The following is a 24,461-nucleotide window of genomic DNA, read 5'->3' as shown; positions in this document are numbered from 1 at the left end:
AACACTTACCAGGTTTTACCGATGTTAAACTGGAACTGTTCTGCCTTGTCTCCATCGTACTTTTTGAACGGCTGGGCGTAGGAGAACACCAACGGCCCCAATGGGGACATCCATTGTAATGCGATACCCGCAGACATACGGATATTGCTTGGATCACTATAGTCCGGATATCCAGAATATTGGCTGGAATCCCAGTTTGTATCCCAAACGGTACCCATATCCCAGAAGAAAGAAGTACGAACCGAGTTAGCATACTTATCGCTAATAAACGGCGTCGGGGTGATGAACTCGAGGCTGGCAACCGCCATGGCGTTACCGCCTACAGCATCATCCGATTTACACAGGTCTTTCGCGCCGTCCTGAGTCGCACATTCGTAATCATAGTCCGGATCATAATTACTGGCCTGATGCGGGAAGTAAACTGCTTTCGGACCAATGGTATTGGACTGGAAGCCACGCACGGTGCTGGAACCACCGGCATAGAAGTTCTCGTAGAACGGCATCTCTTTGCCGCCTAAACCATCACCATAACCCCAGCGGGTACGACCCAGAACAACCCATTTGTGATCGTCATCGATCGGCACATAAGTCGCCGTGTCTAACGTCACTTTGTAGTATTCGTTATCCGATCCCGGAATGGTCACTTTACCGGTCAGGTTGACACGTGAACCATCTGTCGGGAAGTAACCACGGTCAAGCTTGTTATAGGTCCAACCATAGTTGAACGTGAAGTCGTCCGTTTTGAAGCTGTTATCCTGATCAGAGGTGCTCGGATGTTCACCCATAGAGTACAGATAACGCCACATCGCAACCTGCGGCTGCATGTTGGACAGGGAGTTATGTACATAACCCAGACCTGCACGCAGCGAGTTATATTCGTTAATCGGGAAGCCCAACGTCACGTCTGTACCATAACTCTTGTTGGTATAGTCGGACAGGTCGGCGTCATCTGCCTGGAAGTCATTATAGAAGAGACGACCACCGAGGCTTACGCCATCTACGGTGAAGTACGGGTTGGTTACCGACAGTTCAGCATAGGTCTGGTAATCGTTTTTGGTCCCGTTGATACCAACAGCATAACCTGTACCTAACCAGTTATCCTGTTGCACGCCAGCCTGGAAGCTCACGCCACTTTCAGTACCGTAACCAATCCCGAAGTTGAAGCTACCAGTGTTACGTTCTTTCACCTTGTAGACTACATCAACCTGGTCCGGGCTACCCGGAACACGTTGGGTATCGGTATCGACAGTTTCAAAGAAGCCCAGACGATTCAGACGCTCCTTACCCTGATCGACCAGATCGCTCCCCAGCCATGCACCTTCCATCTGACGCATTTCGCGACGCAGGACGGCATCTTTCGAGGTATCGTTACCTTCAAAACGGATCTTACGCACGTAGAAACGGTTACCCGCATCAACGTTCACGCGTAATTTAACGGTTTTGTCGGCATCGTTAATTTCGGGCATCGACTGTACGCGCGGATAGGCATAACCATAGCGACCGAGAAGCTTTTTAATGTCATCTTCCATCTTGGTCACTTTGGTGCCGTTATACAGCTCACCCGGCTCGATCTTAGTCAGCTGCTCAATTTCAGCGGAGTGCCCGGCAAGGTTGCCGCTCACTTCAACGCCAGAAAGCTTGTACTGATCGCCTTCGGTGATGTTCACCGTGACGTAAATACCTTTTTTATCTGGCGTCAGACTGACCTGGGTAGAGTCGATGTTGAAACGGGCATAACCGCGATCCAGATAGTAGCTGCGCAGGGTTTCAAGGTCGCCCGCCAGTTTCTGTTTCTGGTATTTACGATCGCCTACCACGTTCCACCACGGCACTTCGTCACGCAGTTGGAAATGAGAGATCAGTTCGTCGGTGGTGAAAGCATGGTTACCAACAATGTTAATTTGCTGGATTTCAGCTGACACACCTTCCTGGAACACCAGTTTTAGGTCAACACGGTTGCGCGGCAGCGGGGTCACGACAGCTTTAACGCTGGCGCTATATTTACCGACGCTGTAGTAGAAGTCTTCCAGACCTTTCTCGATATCGGCAATGGTGGTGCGATCGAGGGATTCGCCCACACGCACACCAGAAGCCTCGAGGTTTTGCTTCAGCATGTCATCTTTCACCGATTTGTTACCGGAGAAAGTAATGCTGGCAATGGTCGGACGTTCTTTTACCTGAACCAGAAGGGTATCACCATCACGAAGGACGCGAACATCCTCAAAGTTGCCGGTAGCAAACAGAGCGCGAATGGTATTACTGATATCTTCATCATTAACCGTGTCGCCTGTGCGCACCGGCATACTGAGGAGGGCCGCACCAACGGCGACACGCTGAAGGCCTTCGAAATGAATATCTTTCACTACGAACCCTTCAGCACCGTATACGGTGGCGCTGCTAAACAGCAGCGACGCTATGAGCAACTTTTTCATCGCCATCGTTATTATGCGTTCTTCCTAACTAACTCTCATAACCGAGAGAAATCATTGAAAAGTGCAAGCCCCATTAACAGCACCAGCAGAATCGAGCCAATGCGATAACAAAAGTCTTGAACCCGCTCGGATACCGGTCCGCCCTTGATCTTTTCGATCGCAAGGAACAGCAGATGCCCCCCGTCAAGTACGGGCAACGGAAACAGGTTAATTATCCCTAAGTTCACGCTAATAAGCGCAAGAAACGGCAGGTAATAAACAACCCCGAGTTCCGCTGTCATCCCAGCCCCCTTGGCGATAGAGATCGGCCCACTGAGGTTGTTCAGTTTCACATCACCGGTGATCAATTTTCCCAGCATACTGACCGTCAGCTTCATCAGCTGCCACGTTTTGTCCGTGGCTTCGACAATGGCGTTGAACGGCCCATACTGGCGTACAACTTTATACTCATCTGGCAAAGGAATGACTTTCGGCTCAATACCGACAAAACCAATCGCTTTACCATTACCCGGTTTACTCTCCGGGATTAATGTCAAAGACAAGGGACTTCCCTGCCTTTCGATTTCTAACGCTAAGGATTTACCCGGGTTATCCCGGACAAGCATCACAAAGGTCACCCACTGCGTTAAGGGCTGACCATCGACTTTAACGATCCTGTCGCCTGCTTGCAAACCTGCCTTGCTTGCCGCCGAGTTTGGTTGCACATTTTCCAGTACAGGTTCAATTTGCGGCCCACGAGGACGAATCCCCAGCGAAGATACCGGATCTTCTTTATCAGGCTCAAACGCCCAGTGACGTAAATCGAGCTTTACATCCCGCTGTTGGTCGCTGCCAAATGGCGCTACTGTAATGGTGGTGCTTTCATCGCCAATTTTATCGACCAACTGCAAACGCACGGCATCCCAATCAGGCGTTTCGATACCATCTACGGCTTTTAGTTCCGTACCTGGTGCAATTTGTGCTTCCGCAGCTATCGAATTGGCTGCTATTTCGCCAACCACCGGACGTACGCCAGGCACACCAATAATAAAAACCAGCCAGTAGGCAAAGATAGCAAAAATGAAGTTTGCAACCGGACCTGCGGCAATAATCGCCGCTCGTTGGCCGACAGATTTATTATTGAAGGCATGGTGGCGGAGTTCCGGAACGACCGGTTCTGCGCGCTCATCCAGCATTTTGACATAACCGCCCAACGGGATCAGGGCGATAACATATTCGGTGCCGAGCTTATCAGTTCGCCGCCAGAGCGCCTTACCAAACCCTATTGAGAAACGCTCAACGCGAACACCACAACGCCGGGCAACCCAGAAATGACCAAATTCATGCACGGTGATAAGTACACCCAGTGCAACGATGAACGAAGCCAAATCCCAGAGAAAACTCAGCATATTACCTTCCGTTAAAGCGTCCTGAATACCAGTAACAACAAGCAAGCAAAGACCGGTACCGCAGCCGTCAGGCTATCAATACGATCTAAAATACCACCGTGTCCTGGAATTAAATGACCGCTGTCCTTAATTCCTGCTTCACGCTTAAACATACTCTCAGTCAGATCGCCGAGCACTGAGGCTAACGCTGCGACAATAGAGCAAATGAGTAAGGTGACGGGAGCGACGTCGAGATTCGCCCACATGCCATAACCCCATGAGATTACTGCTGCGGTCGCGAGTCCACCTATAAAGCCTTGCCAGGTTTTACCCGGAGAAACCTTCGGTGCCAGCTTATGTTTACCAAACAATTTGCCAAACATATATGCGCCAGAGTCAGCGCCCCATACCAGGATCATGACATAGAGCAGCCATATTGCGCCACTGTAATGATTCTCGTCGTAGTGCCAGGCCCGTAACGCCAGCATGCCCCAGAAGAAGGGAACAATGGTTAGCACGCCAAAAATAAGGCGCAATGTTTTAGAGTTACGCCAGATTGCTGCGGAACCTGGGTAAAACAGCACCAGCAATAGCGCGACAATCCACCAACCCAGCGAAGCCCAAAGTGAGATTTCAACCAGCGGTTGATGAATATTTCGGTGATATTCCGGCAACAGAAAAAGCATCAGCGCCAACAATAACCCGCATAACACCGCCAACCATACTCGCTGCGAACGAGTGGTAAAACCGCTAAGCTGTCCCCATTCCCACGCTGCCAGCATGCAGACCACCAGCGTTACAATGGCGAACCCTACCGGCGGCAACAGAAACAACGCCGCGATGACGACGGGTATTAACACAAAAGCAGATATCAGGCGATACTTCAGCAAAAGCGACCCCCATCAGGCTGTTTCATCACCGGGCTCGGTGCCGCCGAAACGACGCTCTCGATTAGCAAAGGCATTTAACGCCCCTTCAAAGTCTTGTTCATCGAAATCGGGCCAGAGAACATCTGTAAAGTAAAGTTCGGCATAGGCAATTTGCCAAAGCAAAAAGTTACTAATGCGATGCTCCCCCCCAGTCCTAATTACTAAATCTACAGGGGCCAGTTCATGCATACAGACATGCTGGTTTAGCATCTCTTCATCTATCTGATCTGGTTGCAGGTTTCCTTGCTGCACCTTTTCAGCCAGTTGCCTGACTCCCTGGACTATATCCCAACGTCCACCGTAGTTCGCCGCAATATTCAGCGTCAGACCGGTATTCCCGGCTGTTAGCGCTTCAGATTTACGAATACGTTCTTGCAAACGCGAGTTAAAGCGACTGGTATCGCCAATAATACGCAGACGCACGTTATGTCGGTGCAGACTTTTTACTTCGCTATCGAGCGCCCACACAAACAGTTCCATTAACGCACTGACTTCCTGCGCTGGTCGGTTCCAGTTTTCACTACTAAAGGCATACAGCGTTAACGCCTCAATACCGTTGTTGGCCGCAAAAGAGACAGCCCGGCGGACGGATTTTGCCCCGGCTTTATGCCCAAAGGCACGAATCTTCCCTTGCTTTTTTGCCCAGCGACCATTGCCGTCCATAATGATCGCTACATGACGGCAGCCATGCGCTGGCAATTTTTCGCTAAGTGGTTGAGTAGCAGACAACATCACGCGTTTTTTATTCCCTGACAGGGTTTACGGTACTCAGGAATACTGAAGCCTATACAAAAAAAAGCCGTGTAAAACCACGGCATACCTGACCTTATAAAGCCAACTACTTACGATCAGATAGCGCAGACTATATCACTGAAGCCCTACGCTAACAAATAGCGCGACTCTCTGTAGCCGGATTATCCTCAGCTTGCGAGACGCATCACCTCTTTTCTGGCGACTTCACGCGCGTTCGCATCAACAGATAACACATCGTCCACACATTGTGGTTCGCGCATATCCATTTTTTCCAGTACGGATAAATTCAACGCAGCGATATCCGTAAAGCGGATTTGTTGCGCAAGAAAAGCAGCAACGGTGATTTCGTTTGCGGCATTCAATGCTGTCGTCGCTGCCTGGCCTTGTTCGAACGCCTCCATCGCCAGTTTCAGGCATGGATAACGATCATAATCCGGTGCGGCAAATGTCAACGCACTTAGTTTGCAAAAATCGAGCGGCTTCACGCCAGAGTTCACGCGATTCGGCCATGCCATGGTGTGGGCAATTGGCGTACGCATATCCGGTTCACCCAGCTGCGCCAGAACACTGCCGTCCTGGTAGCGTACCATTGAGTGAATCACTGACTGCGGGTGAATCAGCACTTCCATCTGGCTGGCGCTGGCGTTAAACAGCCAACGCGCTTCAATGTATTCCAGACCTTTGTTCATCATGGTAGCCGAATCGACAGAAATTTTACGTCCCATCGACCAGTTCGGATGACGGCAGGCTTGATCGGGCGTCATTGTTGCCAAATCGCGCAATGGCGTCTCACGGAAAGGGCCACCAGACCCGGTAAGTAAAATGGACACCACGCCATTTTGCTCAAGGTCAGCGTATCCCAGATTATGCTGGATAGGTTGCGGTAAACTCTGAAAAATGGCGTTATGTTCGCTATCGACCGGTAACAATTGCGCTTTGCTCTGCTTTACGGCGTCCATAAACAGACGTCCGCAGGTAACCAGTGATTCTTTATTGGCCAGCAAAATGGTTTTACCTGCGCGGATCGCAGCAAGCGTAGGTAACAGCCCAGCAGCGCCAACAATGGCTGCCATCACCTGATCAACATCCTCAAGCGCTGCCATATCGCAAGCGGCTTGTTGCCCACTTAAGACTTCGGTGCGGCTACCCTGTTGCTGTAGCATCGTTTTAAGAAGTTTCGCACTCGCTTCATCGTCCATTACGGCATAGCGGGGAGAGAATTCCAGGCACTGTTCTACCATGCGAGTGACATTTTTGCCTGCCACCAGCGCAACTACGCGGAAGTGTTCGGGATTATGGCGCACCACGTCCAGCGTGCTGCAACCAATCGAGCCGGTCGAGCCCAGAATGGTGAGTTGCTTCATGAAACATCCAGAGTTGAGACAGAATAAAAAGCAAAACGCCGCCAGCCGATCCGCAAGGATCTACTGAGCGGCGTTTTTGTCGTTCAAGAAATCAGAACTGCATCAGTTCTGCTTCTTTGTCTGCCAGCGCCGCTTCAATTTTCTTGATTGCAGCATCAGTCAGTTTCTGTACATCGTCCTGAGAACGGCGATCGTCGTCTTCGCTGATCTCTTTATCTTTCAACAGTGCTTTCACTTTGTCGTTCGCGTCACGACGCACGTTACGTACTGCAACACGCGCTTGTTCTGCTTCACCACGAACGATTTTGGTCAGATCTTTACGACGTTCTTCCGTCAGCGGCGGCAGCGGAACACGGATGTCGCTACCCGCAGAGTTCGGGTTCAGGCCAAGATCGGACGCCATAATCGCTTTTTCAACGGCCGGAGACATTGAACGATCAAACACGTTGATTTTCAGAGTACGGGAATCTTCTACCGTTACGCTTGCCAGCTGACGCAGCGGCGTCGGCGTGCCGTAATATTCCACGACAATGCCATCCAGCAGGCTGGGAGAAGCACGACCCGTGCGTATTTTGCTGATTTGGGTTTTGAACGCTTCTACGCATTTGTCCATGCGTACTTCAGCATCTTTTCTGATATCGCTAATCACGTTACGAATCCTTGAAAACTTGTCTCAGTCAGACCAGACAGTCACACACAGTGGAAGTGTGCTAAGTATAGCCCTGATTAAACATATTACGGGTAAGATCCCCCGCGATACTTACGCGGAATCTTACCCTTATTTATCCATCACGGGAATTATTCCGTGATTAAAGTCCCTTCTTTTTCACCCATTACCACACGGCGCAGCGCACCCGGTTTGTTCATGTTGAAAACACGAATCGGTAATTTATGGTCACGAGCCAGCGTGAAGGCCGCCAGGTCCATGACTTTCAGCTCTTTTTCCAGCACTTCGCTGTAAGTCAGTTGCTCGTACATGGTTGCGGTTGGATCTTTCGCCGGATCAGCGGTAAACACGCCGTCAACTTTGGTTGCTTTCAGCACCACATCGGCTTCAATTTCGATACCACGCAGGCAAGCTGCTGAGTCGGTGGTAAAGAACGGGTTACCTGTACCGGCGGAGAGGATCACCACACGGTTGTTGCGCAACAGGCTGATAGCTTCTGCCCAGCTGTAGCTGTCGCACACGCCATTCAATGGAATAGCGGACATCAGACGAGCGTTCACATAGGCGCGGTGCAGTGCATCACGCATTGCCAGGCCGTTCATTACGGTCGCCAGCATCCCCATGTGGTCGCCCACAACGCGGTTCATACCCGCTTTCGCCAGACCAGCGCCACGGAACAGGTTACCCCCACCAATCACCACACCAACCTGAATACCCAGTTCAACCAGTTCTTTGATTTCCTGAGCCATACGATCCAGTATGCTTGCATCAATACCGAAGCCTTCAGTGCCCTGCAGAGCTTCGCCACTCAACTTAAGCAGAATGCGTTTATAGACGGGTTTTGCATTGGTAGCCATGTTTCTTTCCTGAGACTGTCAACGATTGAAATGAATTAATACTAGCGACATTGTACGTCGCTTTTCAGCGCAGCCCCACAAGGGTTAGCTGAATTTACAAGATGGGCACAAAAAGAAGCCGCCCTCAGGCGGCTCCTTTTTGATAATTAAGACTGCTTGGACATCGCAGCAACTTCTGCTGCAAAGTCAGTCTCAACTTTCTCGATGCCTTCACCCACTTCGAAGCGGATGAAGCCAGTCACTTCAGCGTTATGCTCTTTCAGCAGCTGACCAACAGTTTTGCTTGGTTCCATAACGAACGGCTGACCGGTCAGAGAAACTTCGCCGGTGAATTTCTTCATGCGGCCTTCAACCATTTTCTCTGCGATTTCTTTCGGCTTACCAGACTGCATCGCGATATCCAGCTGTACCTGGTATTCTTTTTCTACCACTTCAGCGGATACGTCTTCTGGTTTGATGAATTCTGGCTTGCTTGCAGCAACGTGCATAGCGATGTGTTTAACCAGCTCTTCGTCAGCGCCTTTAGCAGCAACCAGAACGCCGATACGCGCACCGTGCTGATAAGAACCCAGAACGTCGCCTTCCAGCGCAGCAACGCGGCGAATGTTGATGTTTTCACCAATTTTCGCTACCAGCGCAACACGTTCTTCTTCGAACTGTGCTTTCAGAACTTCAACGTCAGTGATTTTGCCAGCAACAGCTGCGTCCAGAACTTTGTCTGCGAACGCCTGGAAACCAGCGTCTTTTGCAACGAAGTCAGTCTGGCAGTTAACTTCCAGAATGATGCCGTAGTTGCCGTCGATTTTGGTTTTGATCACGCCGTCAGCAGCAACGTTGCCTGCTTTTTTCGCTGCTTTAATAGCACCGGACTTACGCATGTTTTCGATTGCCAGCTCGATGTCGCCGTTAGCTTCAGTCAGTGCTTTTTTGCAATCCATCATGCCTGCGCCAGTACGCTCACGCAGCTCTTTTACCAGGGATGCGGTAATTTCAGCCATTCTAAAATCCTCGGAGATGTGATCTGCCCGGCATTAAACCGCACAGATATAAAAGTGAAAAAGGGGGCCATATGCAGGCCCCCTAACCAAACGTGTACTACCTGGTCTATAAGGGCTCGTACGAGCGTGCCTTATTACTCAGCTTCTACGAAGCTTTCTTCCGCCTGGGAAGCCAGATCCTGAGAACGGCCTTCACGTACGGTTGCAGCAACAGCGCCCAGGTACAGGGTCACAGCACGGATTGCGTCGTCGTTACCCGGGATAACGAAGTCAACACCGTCCGGATCAGAGTTGGTATCAACGATAGCAAATACCGGAATACCCAGGTTGTTTGCTTCTTTGATAGCAATGTGTTCGTGGTCAGCATCGATTACAAACAGAGCGTCCGGCAGACCGCCCATGTCTTTGATACCGCCCAGGCTGTTTTCCAGTTTCTCCAGCTCACGAGTGCGCATCAGCGCTTCTTTCTTGGTCAGCTTGTCGAAAGTACCGTCCTGAGACTGAGTTTCCAGGTCTTTCAGACGTTTGATGGACTGACGAACGGTTTTCCAGTTAGTCAGCATACCGCCCAGCCAGCGATGGTTCACGAAGAACTGGTCGCAGCTCAGAGCAGCGTCTTTCACCGCTTCGCTTGCAGCGCGTTTAGTACCAACGAAAAGGATTTTACCTTTGCGAGAAGCAATCTTGTTCAGTTCAGCCAGAGCTTCGTTGAACATCGGTACAGTTTTCTCAAGGTTGATGATGTGAACTTTGTTACGCGCACCGAAGATGAACGGCTTCATTTTCGGGTTCCAGTAACGGGTCTGGTGACCGAAGTGAACACCAGCCTTGAGCATGTCGCGCATGGAAACAGTTGCCATGATTAAAACCTCTATATAAAAGTTGGGGTTATGCCTCCACGTATCCCATATTACCGACCCCAAAGGGCACCCCGGAATATGTGCCGATACGTGTGTGTTGTTACACAAAGTGAGATTGTCGCTTCCGTCCAGTCTGTGTATACGAAATGGATCGGAAGTCCGGCGCGCTTTATACCACAAATACGTCATGGACACCAATAATTGTTGGCGCTGTGTACAGCATCAGACGTCGAATTTTCTATTATAGAAAACCTTCAGTGGCACGTTTGGCGAAATTCAGAATGATTCTCAATTTGCCCGGGTGTGATACCATTGACGGCACTTACATATATATTGTCGGTATCACCGACGCTGATGGACAGAATTAATGGCTATCTCAATCAAGACCCCAGAAGATATCGAAAAAATGCGCGTCGCTGGCCGACTGGCTGCCGAAGTGCTGGAGATGATCGAACCGTATGTTAAACCGGGCGTCAGCACCGGCGAGCTGGATCGCATCTGTAATGATTACATTGTTAATGAACAACACGCGGTTTCTGCCTGCCTCGGCTATCACGGTTATCCGAAATCCGTTTGCATCTCAATTAATGAAGTGGTGTGCCACGGTATTCCGGACGATGCTAAGCTGCTGAAAGATGGCGATATCGTTAACATTGATGTCACCGTAATCAAAGATGGTTTCCACGGCGATACCTCGAAAATGTTTATCGTCGGTAAGCCGACCATCATGGGCGAACGTCTGTGCCGTATCACGCAAGAAAGCCTGTACCTGGCGCTACGCATGGTAAAACCAGGCATTAATCTGCGCGAAATCGGTGCGGCGATTCAGAAATTTGTCGAAGCAGAAGGCTTCTCCGTCGTTCGTGAATATTGCGGACACGGTATTGGTCGCGGCTTCCATGAAGAACCGCAGGTGCTGCACTATGACTCCCGTGAAACCAACGTCGTACTGAAACCTGGGATGACGTTCACCATCGAGCCAATGGTCAACGCGGGTAAAAAAGAGATCCGCACCATGAAAGATGGCTGGACGGTAAAAACCAAAGATCGCAGCTTGTCTGCACAATATGAGCATACTATTGTGGTGACTGATAACGGCTGCGAAATTCTGACACTACGCAAGGATGACACCATCCCGGCGATAATCTCGCACGACGAATAAAATGAAGCCGGCGAATGCCGGCTTTTTTAATGCGATAATTTAATCTTATGGGTGGCGCACAATGAATACCCTTCCAGAACAGTACGCAAACACCGCTCTCCCCACCCTGCCCGGTCAACCGCAAAATCCATGCGCCTGGCCCCGTGATGAATTAACCGTCGGTGGGATAAAAGCCCATATCGATACTTTCCAGCGTTGGCTGGGTGATGCCTTTGACAATGGGATCTCTGCAGAACAGTTGATTGAGGCGCGCACCGAGTTTATCGACCAGCTCCTGCAACGATTATGGATTGAAGCGGGATTCAGCCAGATTGCCGACCTGGCATTGGTCGCCGTCGGTGGCTACGGTCGTGGCGAGCTGCATCCACTTTCTGACATCGATTTACTGATTTTAAGCCGTAAAAAGCTCCCGGACGATCAGGCGCAAAAAGTGGGCGAGCTGTTAACGCTGCTCTGGGATGTAAAGCTGGAAGTGGGTCATAGCGTGCGCACGCTTGAAGAGTGCATGCTGGAAGGGTTATCGGATTTAACCGTCGCCACCAATTTGATCGAATCCCGCTTATTAATTGGCGATGTTGCGCTATTTCTTGAACTGCAAAAACATATTTTCAGCGAAGGATTCTGGCCTTCCGACAAGTTCTACGCGGCGAAAGTTGAAGAACAGAACCAGCGCCATCAGCGTTACCACGGCACCAGCTACAATCTTGAACCAGACATCAAAAGTAGCCCTGGCGGCTTGCGCGATATCCACACTCTGCAATGGGTGGCCCGCCGTCATTTTGGCGCAACATCGCTGGATGAAATGGTTGGGTTTGGCTTCTTAACCTCAGCGGAGCGGGCGGAATTAAACGAATGTCTGCATATATTGTGGCGTATTCGCTTTGCCCTGCATCTGGTCGTCAGCCGTTACGATAATCGCCTGTTATTCGATCGCCAGCTTAGCGTCGCCCAGCGTCTGAATTACAGTGGCGAAGGTAACGAACCGGTCGAGCGGATGATGAAGGATTACTTCCGCGTGACACGCCGCGTCAGTGAACTCAACCAGATGCTGCTGCAACTGTTCGATGAAGCCATCCTCGCCCTTCCCGCCGACGAAAAACCACGTCCAATCGACGATGAGTTTCAGCTACGCGGTACGCTAATCGACCTGCGTGATGAAACACTATTTATGCGCCAGCCGGAAGCCATCTTGCGTATGTTCTACACCATGGTGCGCAACAGTGCGATCACCGGCATTTACTCCACCACACTGCGCCAGTTACGCCATGCCCGTCGCCATCTGCAACAACCGCTGTGTAATATTCCGGAAGCACGAAAACTGTTTTTGAGCATTCTGCGTCACCCCGGAGCGGTGCGGCGCGGGCTATTGCCAATGCATCGCCATAGCGTGCTCGGCGCGTATATGCCGCAATGGTCGCATATCGTCGGGCAGATGCAGTTTGATCTGTTCCACGCCTACACGGTGGATGAACATACTATCCGCGTGATGCTGAAACTGGAGAGTTTTGCCAGTGAAAAAACGCGCCAGCGCCATCCGTTGTGTGTGGACGTCTGGCCGCGCCTGCCGTCACCTGAGCTGATTTTCATCGCCGCGCTGTTTCACGATATCGCCAAAGGACGCGGCGGCGACCACTCCATTCTCGGTGCTCAGGATGTAGTGCATTTTGCAGAGCTCCACGGGCTGAACTCACGCGAAACACAGCTGGTTGCCTGGCTGGTTCGCCAGCACTTGCTGATGTCGGTGACAGCACAACGCCGCGATATTCAGGACCCTGAAGTCATCAAGCAGTTTGCCGAAGAAGTGCAAACAGAAAACCGACTTCGTTATCTGGTATGCCTGACAGTGGCCGATATATGCGCCACCAACGAAACGCTGTGGAATAGCTGGAAGCAAAGTCTGTTGCGCGAACTCTATTTTGCCACCGAAAAGCAGCTACGACGCGGAATGCAAAACACGCCGGATATGCGCGAACGGGTTCGCCATCACCAACTCCAGGCACTGGCACTACTGCGCATGGATAACATCGACGAAGAGGCGCTGCACCAAATTTGGTCACGCTGTCGTGCTAACTATTTTGTCCGCCATAGCCCAAATCAACTGGCCTGGCATGCCCGCCATTTATTACAGCATGATTTAAGCAAACCGCTGGTATTGCTTAGCCCGCAGGCTACGCGTGGAGGCACCGAGATTTTTATCTGGAGCCCGGACCGCCCCTATCTGTTTGCCGCCGTCTGTGCCGAATTAGACCGCCGCAATTTAAGTGTCCACGACGCACAAATTTTCACCACTCGCGACGGTATGGCGATGGATACCTTCATCGTGCTGGAACCCGATGGTAGCCCGCTATCCGCAGATCGTCATGAGGTTATTCGGTTTGGTCTGGAGCAAGTACTGACACAAAGTAGCTGGCAGCCACCACAGCCGCGTCGTCAACCGGCTAAACTACGTCACTTTACTGTTGAAACCGAAGTGACGTTTTTGCCGACCCATACCGACCGCAAATCGTTCCTTGAGCTTATCGCTCTCGACCAACCAGGACTGCTGGCAAGAGTCGGGAAAATTTTTGCCGATCTGGGAATTTCGCTTCATGGTGCCCGAATTACAACCATTGGCGAGCGAGTAGAAGATTTATTCATAATTGCCACCGCTGACCGGCGTGCACTTAATAACGAGTTGCAGCAGGAAGTGCATCAGCGGTTGACAGAGGCCCTCAATCCAAACGATAAAGGGTGATGTGTTTACTGATATGAAAAGAGTTTAACAATGCAGCAGTTACAGAACATTATTGAAACCGCTTTTGAACGCCGTGCCGAGATCACGCCAGCCAATGCAGACACCGTTACCCGCGAAGCGGTAAATCAGGTGATCGCCCTGCTGGATTCCGGCGCACTGCGTGTAGCGGAAAAAATTGACGGTCAGTGGGTGACGCATCAGTGGTTGAAAAAAGCGGTGCTGCTCTCTTTCCGTATTAATGATAATAAGGTGATCGAAGGGGCAGAAAGCCGCTACTTCGACAAAGTGCCGATGAAATTCGCCGACTACGACGAAGCACGTTTCCAGAAAGAAGGCTTCCGCGTTGTACCACCTGCGGCGGTACGTCAGGGTGCGTTTATTGCCCGTAACACCGTGCTGATGCCGTCTTACGTCAACATCGGCGCATATGTTGATGAAGGCACCATGGTTGATACCTGGGCGACCGTCGGTTCTTGTGCGCAGATTGGTAAAAACGTCCACCTTTCCGGTGGCGTGGGCATCGGCGGTGTGCTGGAACCGCTGCAGGCTAACCCAACCATTATTGAAGATAACTGCTTCATCGGCGCGCGCTCTGAAGTGGTTGAAGGGGTGATTGTCGAAGAAGGTTCCGTCATTTCCATGGGCGTATACATTGGTCAGAGCACCCGTATTTACGACCGTGAAACCGGCGAAATCCACTACGGTCGCGTTCCGGCGGGGTCTGTGGTTGTTTCAGGTAATCTGCCGTCGAAAGATGGCAAATACAGCCTCTACTGTGCGGTTATCGTTAAGAAAGTTGACGCGAAAACTCGCGGCAAAGTCGGCATTAACGAACTGCTGCGTACCATCGACTAAAAGTATGCACACGGGCAGCACGACGCTGCCCGATTGATTTCTGGTTCAGAATAATTCGTCCTACTCATTCTTCCTCCCCCTTTTTTAAATACTTTTTCATCTTGTTTCGGACTGTCATGTAATTCGCAAAACGAAGATAAATGTGCTAATCCATCCCATGGAATATCGCCACAATAAAGCAGGTAATTTTTTGATTTTTACGCCATGATAGAAGTCTGGAAGAAAAAGGCTTTCTGCGATCACAGTCGAGCCGGGCGGGCCAGGCCAAATGCTAAAATAAGCACAATTTACTGACTCATTTTGAGGTAACGCTATGTACGACAATCTGAAAAGTCTGGGTATTACCAATCCTGAAGAAATTGATCGTTACAGCCTCCGGCAGGAAGCCAACAACGATATTCTGAAAATCTATTTCCAGAAAGACAAAGGCGAGTTTTTCGCCAAGAGCGTTAAGTTTAAATATCCGCGTCAGCGTAAAACGGTCGTCGCTGATGGTGTGGGTCAGGGTTATAAAGAAGTCCAGGAAATCAGCCCGAATCTACGGTATATCATTGATGAGCTTGATCAAATCTGCCAGCGTGACCGCAGCGAAGTTGATCTTAAGCGTAAGATCCTCGACGACTTACGTCACCTGGAGTCAGTCGTAACCAATAAGATCAGCGAGATTGAAGCCGATCTGGAAAAACTAACGCGTAAATAATCCCGAATTGACGGTTAATTCGGGCATTCCCCTCTCCCCTTCGGGCTGAGGGGAATGAGCCAGCGCCGCCTCAACCTTAACGCATAACCTACCGCTCTTCATCCAGTTGTAACGCCACATACAGCAGCAACCTGTCATCAAAATTGCCCAAATCAAGCCCGGTCAGTTCCGATATACGATTAAGCCGATACTCCAGGGTATTACGATGAATAAACAACGCCTTTGACGTTGCCAGCGGTTGCACATTGTGACGAAACCACGCCGCCAGCGTTCGTCGCAGCAAGCCGTTATTGTCCATCGCTTTCAGCCGCGCCAGCGGTCGCGCCAGTTCGTTGGCCTGCCAGTCGCCACGCAAACTGTCGAGTAACACAGGTAACATCAGATCCTGATAAAAATAGCAGCGACTTTCTGGCATCCGCTGTTTACCCACCACCATCGTCGTTTTCGCCGTACGATAGGATCGGGCAATACTGCCAGGACCGGTAAAATAGTTGCCCAGTGAAACGCGAAAACGCAGCTGGCCGTACTCTTTCATGCGGGTAATCAGTTGTTCAACTCGCTTACGATGATCTTCTGCATCCCAGCGCCCAAAAGAGTTCAACGCCGGTTTCAACACCACCATTTCGGTCAGCGAGACAATTGCCACCAGATTATTACGCTCGGGCGTAGTCAGCGCGTTTTGCAGTTGTTGTAACTCCGCCATTGCGCTGTCCACGCCAAGCTGACCGCTGTCGACCTCAACAATAGCCACCACTCGCGGTTGATTGAGATCGATCCCCAGCCGTTGCGCCCATTCAGTAAGTGCGGGAGTATTCTCCTCTGCCTGAATCAGGTTCATCACCAGTTCCTCCCGCAAACGGCTATCCTGCGCCAACAAGTGCATCAACCGCGACTGTTCCAGCATCATTTCAGCCGTCATGCAGACCAGTTCGCCATATTTACGCAGATTCTCTGGTTCACCTGTCAGGCCAATTACGCCGACAATTTCACCTTCCAGCCGTAACGGTAGATTAATCCCTTGCCGCACACCGTGCAGATGACGTGCCACCGCGTCATCGATATCGACGACTCGTCCCTGTGAAAGTACCAGCAATGCACCTTCGTGCAATTCACCAATACGCTCACGATCGCCGCTGCCGATAATTCGCCCGCGGGCATCCATTACGTTGATATTGGTATCGATGATGCGCATGGTACGTGCCACGATATCCTGCGCCATTTTGGTATCAAGATGCCAGCCAGCCATAAGTCCTCCGTTATGCACGGCTTAGCATAAGGAAGTACGTAACGTACGGCATTGTGCAAATGCCTAAAGGATGATGAAGATGTATGGAGTTGTGGTGAAGTTCACAGATTGTAAGGAGAACCCCTTCCCGTTTTCAGGAAGGGGTTGAGGGAGATTACTGCATTAACAGGTAGATGGTGCTGTCGCCGCGCTGAATGTTCAGTGCCAGCACAGACGGTTTGCTGTCGAGAACTTTACGCAGTTCAGCGATGTTTTTCACTGCCTGCTGGTTCGCGCCAATAATCACATCACCTTTCTTCAGGCCGATCTGCGCAGCCGGAGTGCCCGTTTTCACGTTGTTCACTACCACGCCCTGATCTTTGCCTTTGTTGCTCATCTCAGCGCCTTCAATGCCGTTGAAGATGGAGCTGGAATCAACCTGATTCTGGCTGCTCTGCTGCAGTTCCAGGTTCACGTTAACCTGCTTACCGTCGCGCAGTAAGCCCAGGGTCAGTTTGCTGCCCACCGGCATAGTACCCACCTGAGCACGCAGGGCGGCAAAGCTGCTGATCGGCTTACCGTTCAGTGAGGTGATCACATCACCCGCTTTAATGCCCGCTTTTGCAGCGGAGGAATTAGGCAGAACCTGGCTTACGAAAGCACCGCGCTGGGCGTCAACTTTCATCGCTTTCGCCAGTTCGGAGTTCAGCTCAGTCCCCATAATACCCAGCTCACCGCGTTTCACCTGGCCGTATTCCACCATCTGCGAGGTCAGGTTTTTCACCATGTTACTCGGGATAGCAAAACCGATACCGATGTTACCGCCGTCCGGTGCTAGGATCGCGGTGTTGATACCGATCAGTTCGCCGTTCAGGTTAACCAGCGCACCACCGGAGTTACCACGGTTGATCGCTGCATCGGTCTGGATGAAGTTTTCGTAGTTTTCGGCATTCAGGCCGCTACGCCCCAGCGCAGAGACAATCCCGGAAGTTACCGTCTCGCCCAAACCAAACGGGTTACCAATCGCTACGGTGTAATCACCCACGCGCAGTGCATCAGAATCCGCCATCTTAATTGCGGTCAGGTTTTTCGGGTTCTGGATTTGGATCAGCGCGATATCAGAGCGCGGATCTTTGCCAACCATCTTCGCGTCGAACTTACGGCCATCGCTCAGTTGAACTTTAATGACCGTCGCGTTATCAACAACGTGGTTGTTGGTGACGACATAGCCTTTATCGGCATCAATGATGACGCCGGAACCCAGCGCCATGAATTTCTGTTGCTGGCCGCCACCATTACCGCCCTGGCCACCCTGGCAGAACGGAGAGCTCTGGAACGGAGAACCTTCCTGGCAGAACGGAGAATCATCACCGAAGAACTGCTGGAAATTACGCGGCATACGCGGCGTATTAACGGTTGTGCTACCTTCTACGTTAATGCTGACCACTGAAGGCATCACCTTTTCGAGCATCGGTGCAAGGCTTGGCATCTGCTGGGCTGTCGTTGCTGAAGAAGTCTCAGCCGCCGTTGCAGAGAGCGGAGATAACGCCAAACCTAAACTCAGAGCCAGTGCACTCAGTGCTAATGTGGTTTTTTTCATGTATTTCAGTCTCGATTAACAGATAACGCAAAATTGCTGTGTTCTTCAGATTCGTTTTATAGCGCGAAGTTCCGAACTAAAGTTTCTGCAAAAGGTAAAAATTTATTGTTCGTCTTTACAAAAGCCTGGTTATTGTTCTACGGCCATCAGACGTCGGTATTCATCCCACGCATAGAGGTCGGTCATACCGCTGATATAATCCTGCAGCAGGCGGCAACGGTAATAATATTCCCATAGCGGAAACTCAGGAGAATCTGACGGTAATTTACTGACAGCCTCGACATAGGCCAGCCGATGGCGCGTCGAGAGTTTGTGGAATAAGCGCGTTTCAATAGGGAAACGTTTCACCCGTTCTTTTTCTACCAGTTCAGTAAAGTCGGATAACGACAGGCTTAATAAAGGACGATAAATCTCTAATAATCCGCTAATGACCCGATAGCCCTGCAATTCAAGCTGCTCGACATCTGGATGGCTAAACACATGTTTTACCGCGACATTTTTATATAGCTTAAGAAGATCGCTGCATTCGCTGGCATCTTCCAATAATGCATGATTAAACGTTCCGGCGAAAATCGCAGGCAGATTATCAATAAATCGTTGTGCCGCATAGGGTACCAGTTTATTTAGGGTGTTTACCCGTAAATACATAAAAAACTGATCTTCCGTACTGCGGCTTAAACTATTTGAGCGTGATTTTTCCCAGGCATTTTCAACCACCAGCGAAAAGAGCGAACCTTTCTCATGCTGGCCCCACGCTTCGTGCAAATGATGATAAAGCTGCTCAACGGTAAATATTCTTTTCTCTACCGCATCTTCAAGGTCTGCCACACAATAGGAGATGTCGTCGGCAGCTTCCATAATCCACGTTAATGGAAAACGACTGTAAAGCGCCAAATTAAGTTCTTTACGCAACCGGGCAATATAGGCTTCTTCAGAAAGATAATAACCCGGCTTTTTCATTAAATAGTGATGTGTCTCAGGCGTTTCGCCACGCCACCACGTCGGACGGGTATATTTTAAAATACCGCCAACCTGTGCCCAGGTGAGATTCATCCGCATCAATGTATGCACCAGACGAATGCCTTGTGCATTCCCCTCAAAATGACATAAGTCCTGACGAATCTTGCGCCGCAGCTCGTTAAGCGGTTCTTCCCCGTCCCGTAAACGTAGTGCCGCCACGCTGCAGCGATCATCAGTCAGAGGCTGGCTTTCGGCATCTTCCGGGTGCAAACGTTGGCGAAACCAGTCATTTATCGCTGCTTCGCCAAAATGACCAAACGGCGGATTGCCGATATCGTGCATCAGGCATGACATCTCAACAATGCTTTCAAAAGGTCCGGTCAGTTCATCCAGGCCGTATGCTTCCAGCAATTTAAGCTCTTTCAGACGGCTTAAAATTTCTTTGGCGATGTAGCGCCCCACCTGCTGGACTTCCATCGAGTGGGTAAGACGCGTGCGCACGGCGGCATTGCGCTCCAGTGGAAAAACCTGGGTCTTTTGTTGCAGACGACGAATTGCCGGAGAGTTGATGATACGCCCGCGATCGCTCTCGAAGATCCGCAGGATCTCATGTTCGGTTTTAACGCCCTGCGGTGAACGGTAACGACGATGCCAGTTTATTTTTTTTCGGAAATCAATCTGTGCCATGTCCTCTCCCGCGTGAGAAATACGCTTCCCCGTAAGCGCATGGTAAACTATGCCTTCAAATCGGGCTTATCGCGAGTAAATCTATGAAAATCGGCATCATTGGTGCAATGGAAGAAGAAGTTACGCTGCTGCGTGACAAAATCGAAAACCGTCAAACTATCAGTCTCGGCGGTTGCGAAATCTATACCGGCCAACTGAATGGAACCGAGGTTGCGCTTCTGAAATCGGGCATCGGTAAAGTCGCTGCGGCGCTGGGTGCCACTTTGCTGTTGGAACACTGCAAGCCAGATGTGATTATTAACACCGGTTCTGCCGGTGGCCTGGCACCAACGTTGAAAGTGGGCGATATCGTTGTCTCGGACGAAGCACGTTATCACGACGCGGATGTCACGGCATTTGGTTATGAATACGGTCAGTTACCAGGCTGTCCGGCAGGCTTTAAAGCTGACGATAAACTGATCGCTGCCGCTGAGGCCTGCATTGCCGAACTGAATCTTAACGCTATACGTGGCCTGATTGTTAGCGGCGACGCTTTCATCAACGGTTCTGTTGGTCTGGCGAAAATCCGCCACAACTTCCCACAGGCCATTGCTGTAGAGATGGAAGCGACGGCAATCGCCCATGTCTGCCACAATTTCAACGTCCCGTTTGTTGTCGTACGCGCCATCTCCGACGTGGCCGATCAACAGTCTCATCTTAGCTTCGATGAGTTCCTGGCTGTTGCCGCTAAACAGTCCAGCCTGATGGTTGAGTCACTGGTGCAGAAACTGGCACATGGCTAAGTCACTGTTCAGGGCGCTGGTCGCCCTGTCTTTTCTCGCGCCACTGTGGCTCAACGCGGCACCGCGCGTCATCACGCTTTCTCCCGCCAACACTGAACTTGCCTTTGCCGCCGGGATCACGCCGGTTGGGGTCAGCAGCTATTCCGACTATCCTCCACAAGCGCAAAAGATTGAGCAGGTTTCCACCTGGCAGGGGATGAATCTGGAACGCATTGTCGCGCTGAAACCCGATCTGGTGATTGCCTGGCGTGGAGGTAATGCCGAGCGGCAGGTTGACCAGCTGGCTTCGCTGGGAATAAAAGTGATGTGGGTCGATGCGACAAGCATTGAACAAATTGCCAATGCGTTACGTCAACTGGCCCCCTGGAGTCCGCAACCGGATAAGGCTGAACAAGCCGCGCAATCCCTGCTGGATCAGTACGCGCAATTGAAAGCGCAATATACTGATAAACCTAAAAAACGTGTTTTTCTGCAATTCGGCATTAATCCGCCATTTACCAGTGGAAAAGAGTCGATTCAAAACCAGGTACTCGAAGTTTGTGGCGGAGAAAACATCTTTAAAGACAGCCGGGTTCCCTGGCCGCAAGTTAGCCGCGAACAGGTGTTAGCACGCTCGCCACAGGCGATTGTCATTACAGGCGGACCGGACCAAATTCCTAAAATCAAACAATACTGGGGTGAACAGCTCAAAATTCCCGTTATTCCTCTCACGAGTGACTGGTTTGAACGTGCAAGCCCACGTATTATCCTCGCTGCACAACAGCTCTGTAATGCGCTTTCACAGGTAGATTAGCGCCTGACCTTTTTAGGTGCTCAGTGGGGATTGAACAATGCTCGTCTATTGGCTGGATATAGTCGGCACAGCGGTATTTGCCATCTCCGGCGTTTTGTTAGCCGGAAAATTGCGTATGGACCCTTTTGGTGTTCTGGTATTGGGCGTGGTTACCGCAGTAGGCGGCGGAACAATTCGCGACATGGCGCTGGATCACGGCCCGGTATTTTGGGTGAAAGATCCCACCGATCTGGTCGTTGCAATGGTAACCAGCATGCTGACCATCGTGCTGGTTCGCCAGCCAAGACGCTTACCAAAATGGATGTTGCCGGTGCTGGACGCCGTTGGTCTGGCGGTGTTTGTCGGCATTGGCGTGAATAAAGCCTTTAATGCGGAAGCCGGTCCGTTAATCGCGGTTTGTATGGGCGTCATTACTGGCGTTGGCGGCGGGATCATTCGTGATGTTCTGGCCCGCGAAATCCCCATGATTTTACGTACAGAAATCTACGCAACTGCCTGTATTATCGGCGGTATTGTCCACGCTACGGCTTATTACACATTTTCCGTACCACTGGAAACAGCCAGTATGATGGGCATGGTCGTGACGCTATTGATTCGGCTGGCGGCTATTCGTTGGCATCTTAAGCTACCGACGTTTGCGCTGGATGAGAATGGGCGTTGAAGAGAGAAGATGTGCCGGATAGTTTATCCGGCACATGAACAACAGATTAGATACTAAAGGAAGAACCGCAACCGCAGGTGCTTTTCGCGTTCGGGTTGGTCACGATGAAACGAGAACCTTCCAGTCCTTCGGTATAGTCAACGGAACCGCCGACCAGATATTGCAGGCTCATCGGATCAACCACCAAGCCAACGCCCTGTTTTTCGATGGTCATATCGCCTTCGTTCACCTGATCATCAAAGGTGAAACCATACTGGAAGCCGCTGCAACCGCCACCGGTGATATACACGCGTAATTTCAGATTCGGGTTATCTTCGTCAGCGATCAGGCTTTTAACTTTGTTGGCTGCTGCGTCGGTAAACTCCAGCGGCAGTGCTACGTCATCACTCATATTTTGCTCCAAACGACATCGGCAATTGGGCAAATTCTAACCCAATAATAATCGCCATTATCTAATACCCTGGTATTTCGTTCAAGTATTCTCGCTGGCTGATGCGGCCTTGCTTCGCGCCAGTTGCTCAGCTTCCTGTTTTGCCAGCGTGCGCGCAAGAATCGCCGAGTATAGCGGTTTCCCGCCGGTAAATTGCGCTAATAGTGTTGCGCCAAGACCGGTAATAATCATTGGCAAAATGAGCTGGTAGTTATCGGTCATCTCCAGAACCAGAATGATCCCCGTTAACGGCGCGCGAATAGATGCCGCCAGTAACGCCCCCATTCCGGCAATAGCAAACGTCCCCGCCTCAAGGTGATATTGCGGAAACAGCTCAACGACAACCATTCCGAAAGCGGTTCCCAGCACAGTACCCAGCGCCAGCATCGGGGCAAAAATACCGCCCGGCGCGCCGGAAGAGAAGCAGAGTAAGGTGGTAATGACCCGCGCGACGAAGATAAACACCAGCATTCCCATGCTGAAATTCCCCGCGGTAGCGATAGGAATCAGGTTAAAACCGCCGCCCGACGTTGCTGGTGCCACAAACCCCAGCAATCCACACAGACCGCCAATCGCACCGCCCATCAGCACCCATTTGGTAATATTGCCGCCGTGCACACGGTGCAGCAAATCCTGCATCCCCAGCACCCATTTATTAAAAATAGGGCCGAAAATGCCAAAAATAATACCGAGGATCAGATAAAGCCACAGCGTATTAAGCGGCGCGTCAGAAAGTTTACCGACGTCAATCAACGCAACTTCATGATTAAAAATCCGGTACATAATGGTCGACATAATGACGCCAATAAATACCGCTTTAATCGAAATTAACGTATAGCGAAACTGCGGACGCATCTCTTCGATAATAAACAAAATACCCGCCAGCGGCGCGTTAAAGGCCGCCGCCAGACCCGCCGCCGCACCGGTTGCCAACAGCGTATGGCGAGCTTCATCACCTTTCAGGCGGAAAATATCAAGCACCATGCGACCGATATTGCCGCCGATCTGCACGGTTGGTCCTTCGCGCCCTAGCACCATGCCTCCGCCGAGTGTCCCCAGCCCGCCAAAGAATTTCACCGGCAATACACGCCACCAGCGAACAGGACGTTGATCTTCCAGCGCCCCTTCAATTTCCGGGATCCCCGATCCCCCTGCTTCGGGCGCGTATTTGCGCACCAAAAAGTAGCCGAACATCGCCAGCACCGCCGAACAGAGAAAAGCGACGGTTAACAGTAGCGGATAATTATCAGCAGTATGTACCAGCGCCCCCATACGTTGGTTCTGCAACCAGGCGACACCTTTGTCAAAAGCAACCGCAGCCAGCCCGACAAGCGTGCCGACGACTGCCGCCATAAACAAAATGGCTAACGGGGTTTTATCGCGCTCAAGAAGTTGGCGAATCAGTTGTCTGCGTCGCAGGCGCGCGGCCTGCGGTGTTTCTAAAGAGGGAGTATCAGTTTTCATCCAATGATCACTTATTGGTCATACAAATAAGATGACGGCATTTTACTCGCACGTTCCATGAAAATCCTTTGCAAAGCGTAATGTTTCAAATGCACAAAACTTTTATACTCTAAGAAATCAGGATTGCACCAGTACAAGCAGCCTGATGTTTGACGAGTATTTAACTTGTTATGAATAACAT

Annotated in this window: 23 protein-coding genes; 7 read left to right on the top strand and 16 right to left on the bottom strand. The window is 50.9% G+C overall.

What is annotated here, in order from left to right; genetic code table 11:
* Window positions 1–5 precede the first annotated feature (5 nt).
* The 9 genes from bamA to rpsB all read right to left on the bottom strand — a co-directional run bounded on the left by bamA (window position 6) and on the right by rpsB (window position 10,227).
* Window positions 6–2,438, bottom strand: a complete 2,433-nt coding sequence (bamA, locus tag HUZ68_RS03785) for an outer membrane protein assembly factor BamA (protein WP_001240896.1) — start codon at window positions 2,436–2,438, stop codon at window positions 6–8.
* Window positions 2,439–2,467: 29 nt separating this feature from the next.
* The gene (gene rseP / locus HUZ68_RS03780) at window positions 2,468–3,820 is read right to left on the bottom strand and encodes a sigma E protease regulator RseP (protein WP_033814563.1); all 1,353 of its coding nucleotides are present in this window, start codon (window positions 3,818–3,820) and stop codon (window positions 2,468–2,470) included.
* Window positions 3,821–3,831: 11 nt separating this feature from the next.
* Window positions 3,832–4,689, bottom strand: coding sequence for a phosphatidate cytidylyltransferase (gene cdsA, locus HUZ68_RS03775; RefSeq protein WP_000922446.1), 858 nt, complete (start codon window positions 4,687–4,689; stop codon window positions 3,832–3,834).
* 12 nt (window positions 4,690–4,701) lie between these two features.
* On the bottom strand, window positions 4,702–5,460 hold the full coding sequence (ispU, locus tag HUZ68_RS03770) for a (2E,6E)-farnesyl-diphosphate-specific ditrans,polycis-undecaprenyl-diphosphate synthase (protein WP_001295562.1): 759 nt from the start codon (window positions 5,458–5,460) through the stop codon (window positions 4,702–4,704).
* 188 nt (window positions 5,461–5,648) lie between these two features.
* Complete coding sequence (gene ispC / locus HUZ68_RS03765; protein WP_000811923.1) at window positions 5,649–6,845, bottom strand: 1-deoxy-D-xylulose-5-phosphate reductoisomerase; 1,197 nt, start codon at window positions 6,843–6,845, stop codon at window positions 5,649–5,651.
* A 91-nt stretch (window positions 6,846–6,936) separates the two neighbouring features.
* Window positions 6,937–7,494 (bottom strand): ribosome recycling factor, encoded by a 558-nt coding sequence (gene frr, locus HUZ68_RS03760; RefSeq protein ID WP_000622418.1) that lies wholly within the window; start codon window positions 7,492–7,494, stop codon window positions 6,937–6,939.
* Window positions 7,495–7,643: 149 nt separating this feature from the next.
* Window positions 7,644–8,369 carry a UMP kinase gene (pyrH, locus tag HUZ68_RS03755; protein WP_000224573.1) on the bottom strand — a complete coding sequence of 242 codons (726 nt, stop codon included), beginning with the start codon at window positions 8,367–8,369 and terminating at the stop codon, window positions 7,644–7,646.
* 146 nt (window positions 8,370–8,515) lie between these two features.
* Window positions 8,516–9,367 (bottom strand): translation elongation factor Ts, encoded by an 852-nt coding sequence (gene tsf, locus HUZ68_RS03750; protein WP_000818114.1) that lies wholly within the window; start codon window positions 9,365–9,367, stop codon window positions 8,516–8,518.
* A gap of 134 nt (window positions 9,368–9,501) precedes the next feature.
* Entirely contained in the window at window positions 9,502–10,227 is a 726-nt protein-coding gene (rpsB, locus tag HUZ68_RS03745) for a 30S ribosomal protein S2 (protein WP_000246882.1), read from the bottom strand.
* Window positions 10,228–10,594: 367 nt separating this feature from the next.
* Here rpsB and map point away from each other — a divergent pair, with 367 nt between their 5' ends.
* The 4 genes from map to HUZ68_RS03725 all read left to right on the top strand — a co-directional run bounded on the left by map (window position 10,595) and on the right by HUZ68_RS03725 (window position 15,678).
* Window positions 10,595–11,389 carry a type I methionyl aminopeptidase gene (gene map, locus HUZ68_RS03740; protein ID WP_001018194.1) on the top strand — a complete coding sequence of 265 codons (795 nt, stop codon included), beginning with the start codon at window positions 10,595–10,597 and terminating at the stop codon, window positions 11,387–11,389.
* A 61-nt stretch (window positions 11,390–11,450) separates the two neighbouring features.
* Window positions 11,451–14,123: a bifunctional uridylyltransferase/uridylyl-removing protein GlnD gene (gene glnD, locus HUZ68_RS03735; protein ID WP_085008346.1), complete on the top strand. Its 2,673-nt coding sequence runs from the start codon at window positions 11,451–11,453 to the stop codon at window positions 14,121–14,123.
* Between the two features lie 30 nt (window positions 14,124–14,153).
* Window positions 14,154–14,978, top strand: coding sequence for a 2,3,4,5-tetrahydropyridine-2,6-dicarboxylate N-succinyltransferase (gene dapD / locus HUZ68_RS03730; protein WP_033810455.1), 825 nt, complete (start codon window positions 14,154–14,156; stop codon window positions 14,976–14,978).
* A 313-nt stretch (window positions 14,979–15,291) separates the two neighbouring features.
* Window positions 15,292–15,678, top strand: a complete 387-nt coding sequence (locus HUZ68_RS03725) for a DUF3461 family protein (protein ID WP_000272188.1) — start codon at window positions 15,292–15,294, stop codon at window positions 15,676–15,678.
* Window positions 15,679–15,766: 88 nt separating this feature from the next.
* Here the strand turns inward: HUZ68_RS03725 and cdaR are convergent, their stop codons facing one another.
* From cdaR to dgt, 3 genes are all read right to left on the bottom strand, one after another.
* Window positions 15,767–16,924 (bottom strand): DNA-binding transcriptional regulator CdaR, encoded by a 1,158-nt coding sequence (gene cdaR, locus HUZ68_RS03720; RefSeq protein ID WP_000929439.1) that lies wholly within the window; start codon window positions 16,922–16,924, stop codon window positions 15,767–15,769.
* 154 nt (window positions 16,925–17,078) lie between these two features.
* Window positions 17,079–18,503: a serine endoprotease DegP gene (degP, locus tag HUZ68_RS03715; RefSeq protein WP_000753946.1), complete on the bottom strand. Its 1,425-nt coding sequence runs from the start codon at window positions 18,501–18,503 to the stop codon at window positions 17,079–17,081.
* Window positions 18,504–18,632: 129 nt separating this feature from the next.
* Window positions 18,633–20,150, bottom strand: a complete 1,518-nt coding sequence (gene dgt / locus HUZ68_RS03710; protein WP_239594034.1) for a dGTPase — start codon at window positions 20,148–20,150, stop codon at window positions 18,633–18,635.
* A gap of 83 nt (window positions 20,151–20,233) precedes the next feature.
* On the opposite strand from dgt, the gene mtnN reads away from it, so the two are divergent.
* The 3 genes from mtnN to HUZ68_RS03695 are packed head-to-tail and all read left to right on the top strand — an operon-like array spanning window position 20,234 to window position 22,386.
* The gene (gene mtnN / locus HUZ68_RS03705; protein ID WP_001717685.1) at window positions 20,234–20,932 is read left to right on the top strand and encodes a 5'-methylthioadenosine/S-adenosylhomocysteine nucleosidase; all 699 of its coding nucleotides are present in this window, start codon (window positions 20,234–20,236) and stop codon (window positions 20,930–20,932) included.
* Window positions 20,925–21,725 carry a vitamin B12 ABC transporter substrate-binding protein BtuF gene (btuF, locus tag HUZ68_RS03700; RefSeq protein WP_085008344.1) on the top strand — a complete coding sequence of 267 codons (801 nt, stop codon included), beginning with the start codon at window positions 20,925–20,927 and terminating at the stop codon, window positions 21,723–21,725. Before mtnN ends, btuF begins: the two co-directional genes overlap by 8 nt.
* A 37-nt stretch (window positions 21,726–21,762) precedes the next feature.
* Window positions 21,763–22,386, top strand: coding sequence for a TRIC cation channel family protein (locus HUZ68_RS03695; RefSeq protein ID WP_000964221.1), 624 nt, complete (start codon window positions 21,763–21,765; stop codon window positions 22,384–22,386).
* Window positions 22,387–22,432: 46 nt separating this feature from the next.
* On the opposite strand, the gene erpA is transcribed toward HUZ68_RS03695, so the two are convergent.
* From erpA to yadX, 4 genes are read right to left on the bottom strand one after another with little or no spacing between them, the layout of a single operon-like run.
* On the bottom strand, window positions 22,433–22,777 hold the full coding sequence (gene erpA / locus HUZ68_RS03690; RefSeq protein WP_001295564.1) for an iron-sulfur cluster insertion protein ErpA: 345 nt from the start codon (window positions 22,775–22,777) through the stop codon (window positions 22,433–22,435).
* The gene (gene yadW / locus HUZ68_RS03685; protein ID WP_120795373.1) at window positions 22,770–22,835 is read right to left on the bottom strand and encodes a small protein YadW; all 66 of its coding nucleotides are present in this window, start codon (window positions 22,833–22,835) and stop codon (window positions 22,770–22,772) included. Before yadW ends, erpA begins: the two co-directional genes overlap by 8 nt.
* Before the next feature lie 23 nt (window positions 22,836–22,858).
* Window positions 22,859–24,280, bottom strand: a complete 1,422-nt coding sequence (clcA, locus tag HUZ68_RS03680; RefSeq protein ID WP_000845398.1) for a H(+)/Cl(-) exchange transporter ClcA — start codon at window positions 24,278–24,280, stop codon at window positions 22,859–22,861.
* 11 nt (window positions 24,281–24,291) lie between these two features.
* Complete coding sequence (gene yadX, locus HUZ68_RS03675) at window positions 24,292–24,339, bottom strand: protein YadX (RefSeq protein ID WP_211180485.1); 48 nt, start codon at window positions 24,337–24,339, stop codon at window positions 24,292–24,294.
* Window positions 24,340–24,461: the final 122 nt, after the last annotated feature.

It is taken from the genome of Shigella dysenteriae (assembly GCF_022354085.1).
In the GTDB taxonomy this organism is placed as follows: Bacteria; Pseudomonadota; Gammaproteobacteria; order Enterobacterales; family Enterobacteriaceae; genus Escherichia; species Escherichia coli.
This window is presented reverse-complemented; position numbering and strand designations above follow the sequence as displayed.

What these genes read in the sequence shown, in the direction of transcription:
- bamA (WP_001240896.1), bottom strand. Translation starts at nt 2,438, where the DNA reads ATGGCGATGAAAAAGTTGCTCATAGCGTCGCTGCTGTTTAGCAGCGCC.
- rseP (WP_033814563.1), bottom strand. Translation starts at nt 3,820, where the DNA reads ATGCTGAGTTTTCTCTGGGATTTGGCTTCGTTCATCGTTGCACTGGGT.
- ispU (WP_001295562.1), bottom strand. Translation starts at nt 5,460, where the DNA reads ATGTTGTCTGCTACTCAACCACTTAGCGAAAAATTGCCAGCGCATGGC.
- ispC (WP_000811923.1), bottom strand. Translation starts at nt 6,845, where the DNA reads ATGAAGCAACTCACCATTCTGGGCTCGACCGGCTCGATTGGTTGCAGC.
- pyrH (WP_000224573.1), bottom strand. Translation starts at nt 8,369, where the DNA reads ATGGCTACCAATGCAAAACCCGTCTATAAACGCATTCTGCTTAAGTTG.
- tsf (WP_000818114.1), bottom strand. Translation starts at nt 9,367, where the DNA reads ATGGCTGAAATTACCGCATCCCTGGTAAAAGAGCTGCGTGAGCGTACT.
- rpsB (WP_000246882.1), bottom strand. Translation starts at nt 10,227, where the DNA reads ATGGCAACTGTTTCCATGCGCGACATGCTCAAGGCTGGTGTTCACTTC.
- map (WP_001018194.1), top strand. Translation starts at nt 10,595, where the DNA reads ATGGCTATCTCAATCAAGACCCCAGAAGATATCGAAAAAATGCGCGTC.
- glnD (WP_085008346.1), top strand. Translation starts at nt 11,451, where the DNA reads ATGAATACCCTTCCAGAACAGTACGCAAACACCGCTCTCCCCACCCTG.
- dapD (WP_033810455.1), top strand. Translation starts at nt 14,154, where the DNA reads ATGCAGCAGTTACAGAACATTATTGAAACCGCTTTTGAACGCCGTGCC.
- HUZ68_RS03725 (WP_000272188.1), top strand. Translation starts at nt 15,292, where the DNA reads ATGTACGACAATCTGAAAAGTCTGGGTATTACCAATCCTGAAGAAATT.
- cdaR (WP_000929439.1), bottom strand. Translation starts at nt 16,924, where the DNA reads ATGGCTGGCTGGCATCTTGATACCAAAATGGCGCAGGATATCGTGGCA.
- degP (WP_000753946.1), bottom strand. Translation starts at nt 18,503, where the DNA reads ATGAAAAAAACCACATTAGCACTGAGTGCACTGGCTCTGAGTTTAGGT.
- dgt (WP_239594034.1), bottom strand. Translation starts at nt 20,150, where the DNA reads ATGGCACAGATTGATTTCCGAAAAAAAATAAACTGGCATCGTCGTTAC.
- mtnN (WP_001717685.1), top strand. Translation starts at nt 20,234, where the DNA reads ATGAAAATCGGCATCATTGGTGCAATGGAAGAAGAAGTTACGCTGCTG.
- btuF (WP_085008344.1), top strand. Translation starts at nt 20,925, where the DNA reads ATGGCTAAGTCACTGTTCAGGGCGCTGGTCGCCCTGTCTTTTCTCGCG.
- HUZ68_RS03695 (WP_000964221.1), top strand. Translation starts at nt 21,763, where the DNA reads ATGCTCGTCTATTGGCTGGATATAGTCGGCACAGCGGTATTTGCCATC.
- erpA (WP_001295564.1), bottom strand. Translation starts at nt 22,777, where the DNA reads ATGAGTGATGACGTAGCACTGCCGCTGGAGTTTACCGACGCAGCAGCC.
- clcA (WP_000845398.1), bottom strand. Translation starts at nt 24,280, where the DNA reads ATGAAAACTGATACTCCCTCTTTAGAAACACCGCAGGCCGCGCGCCTG.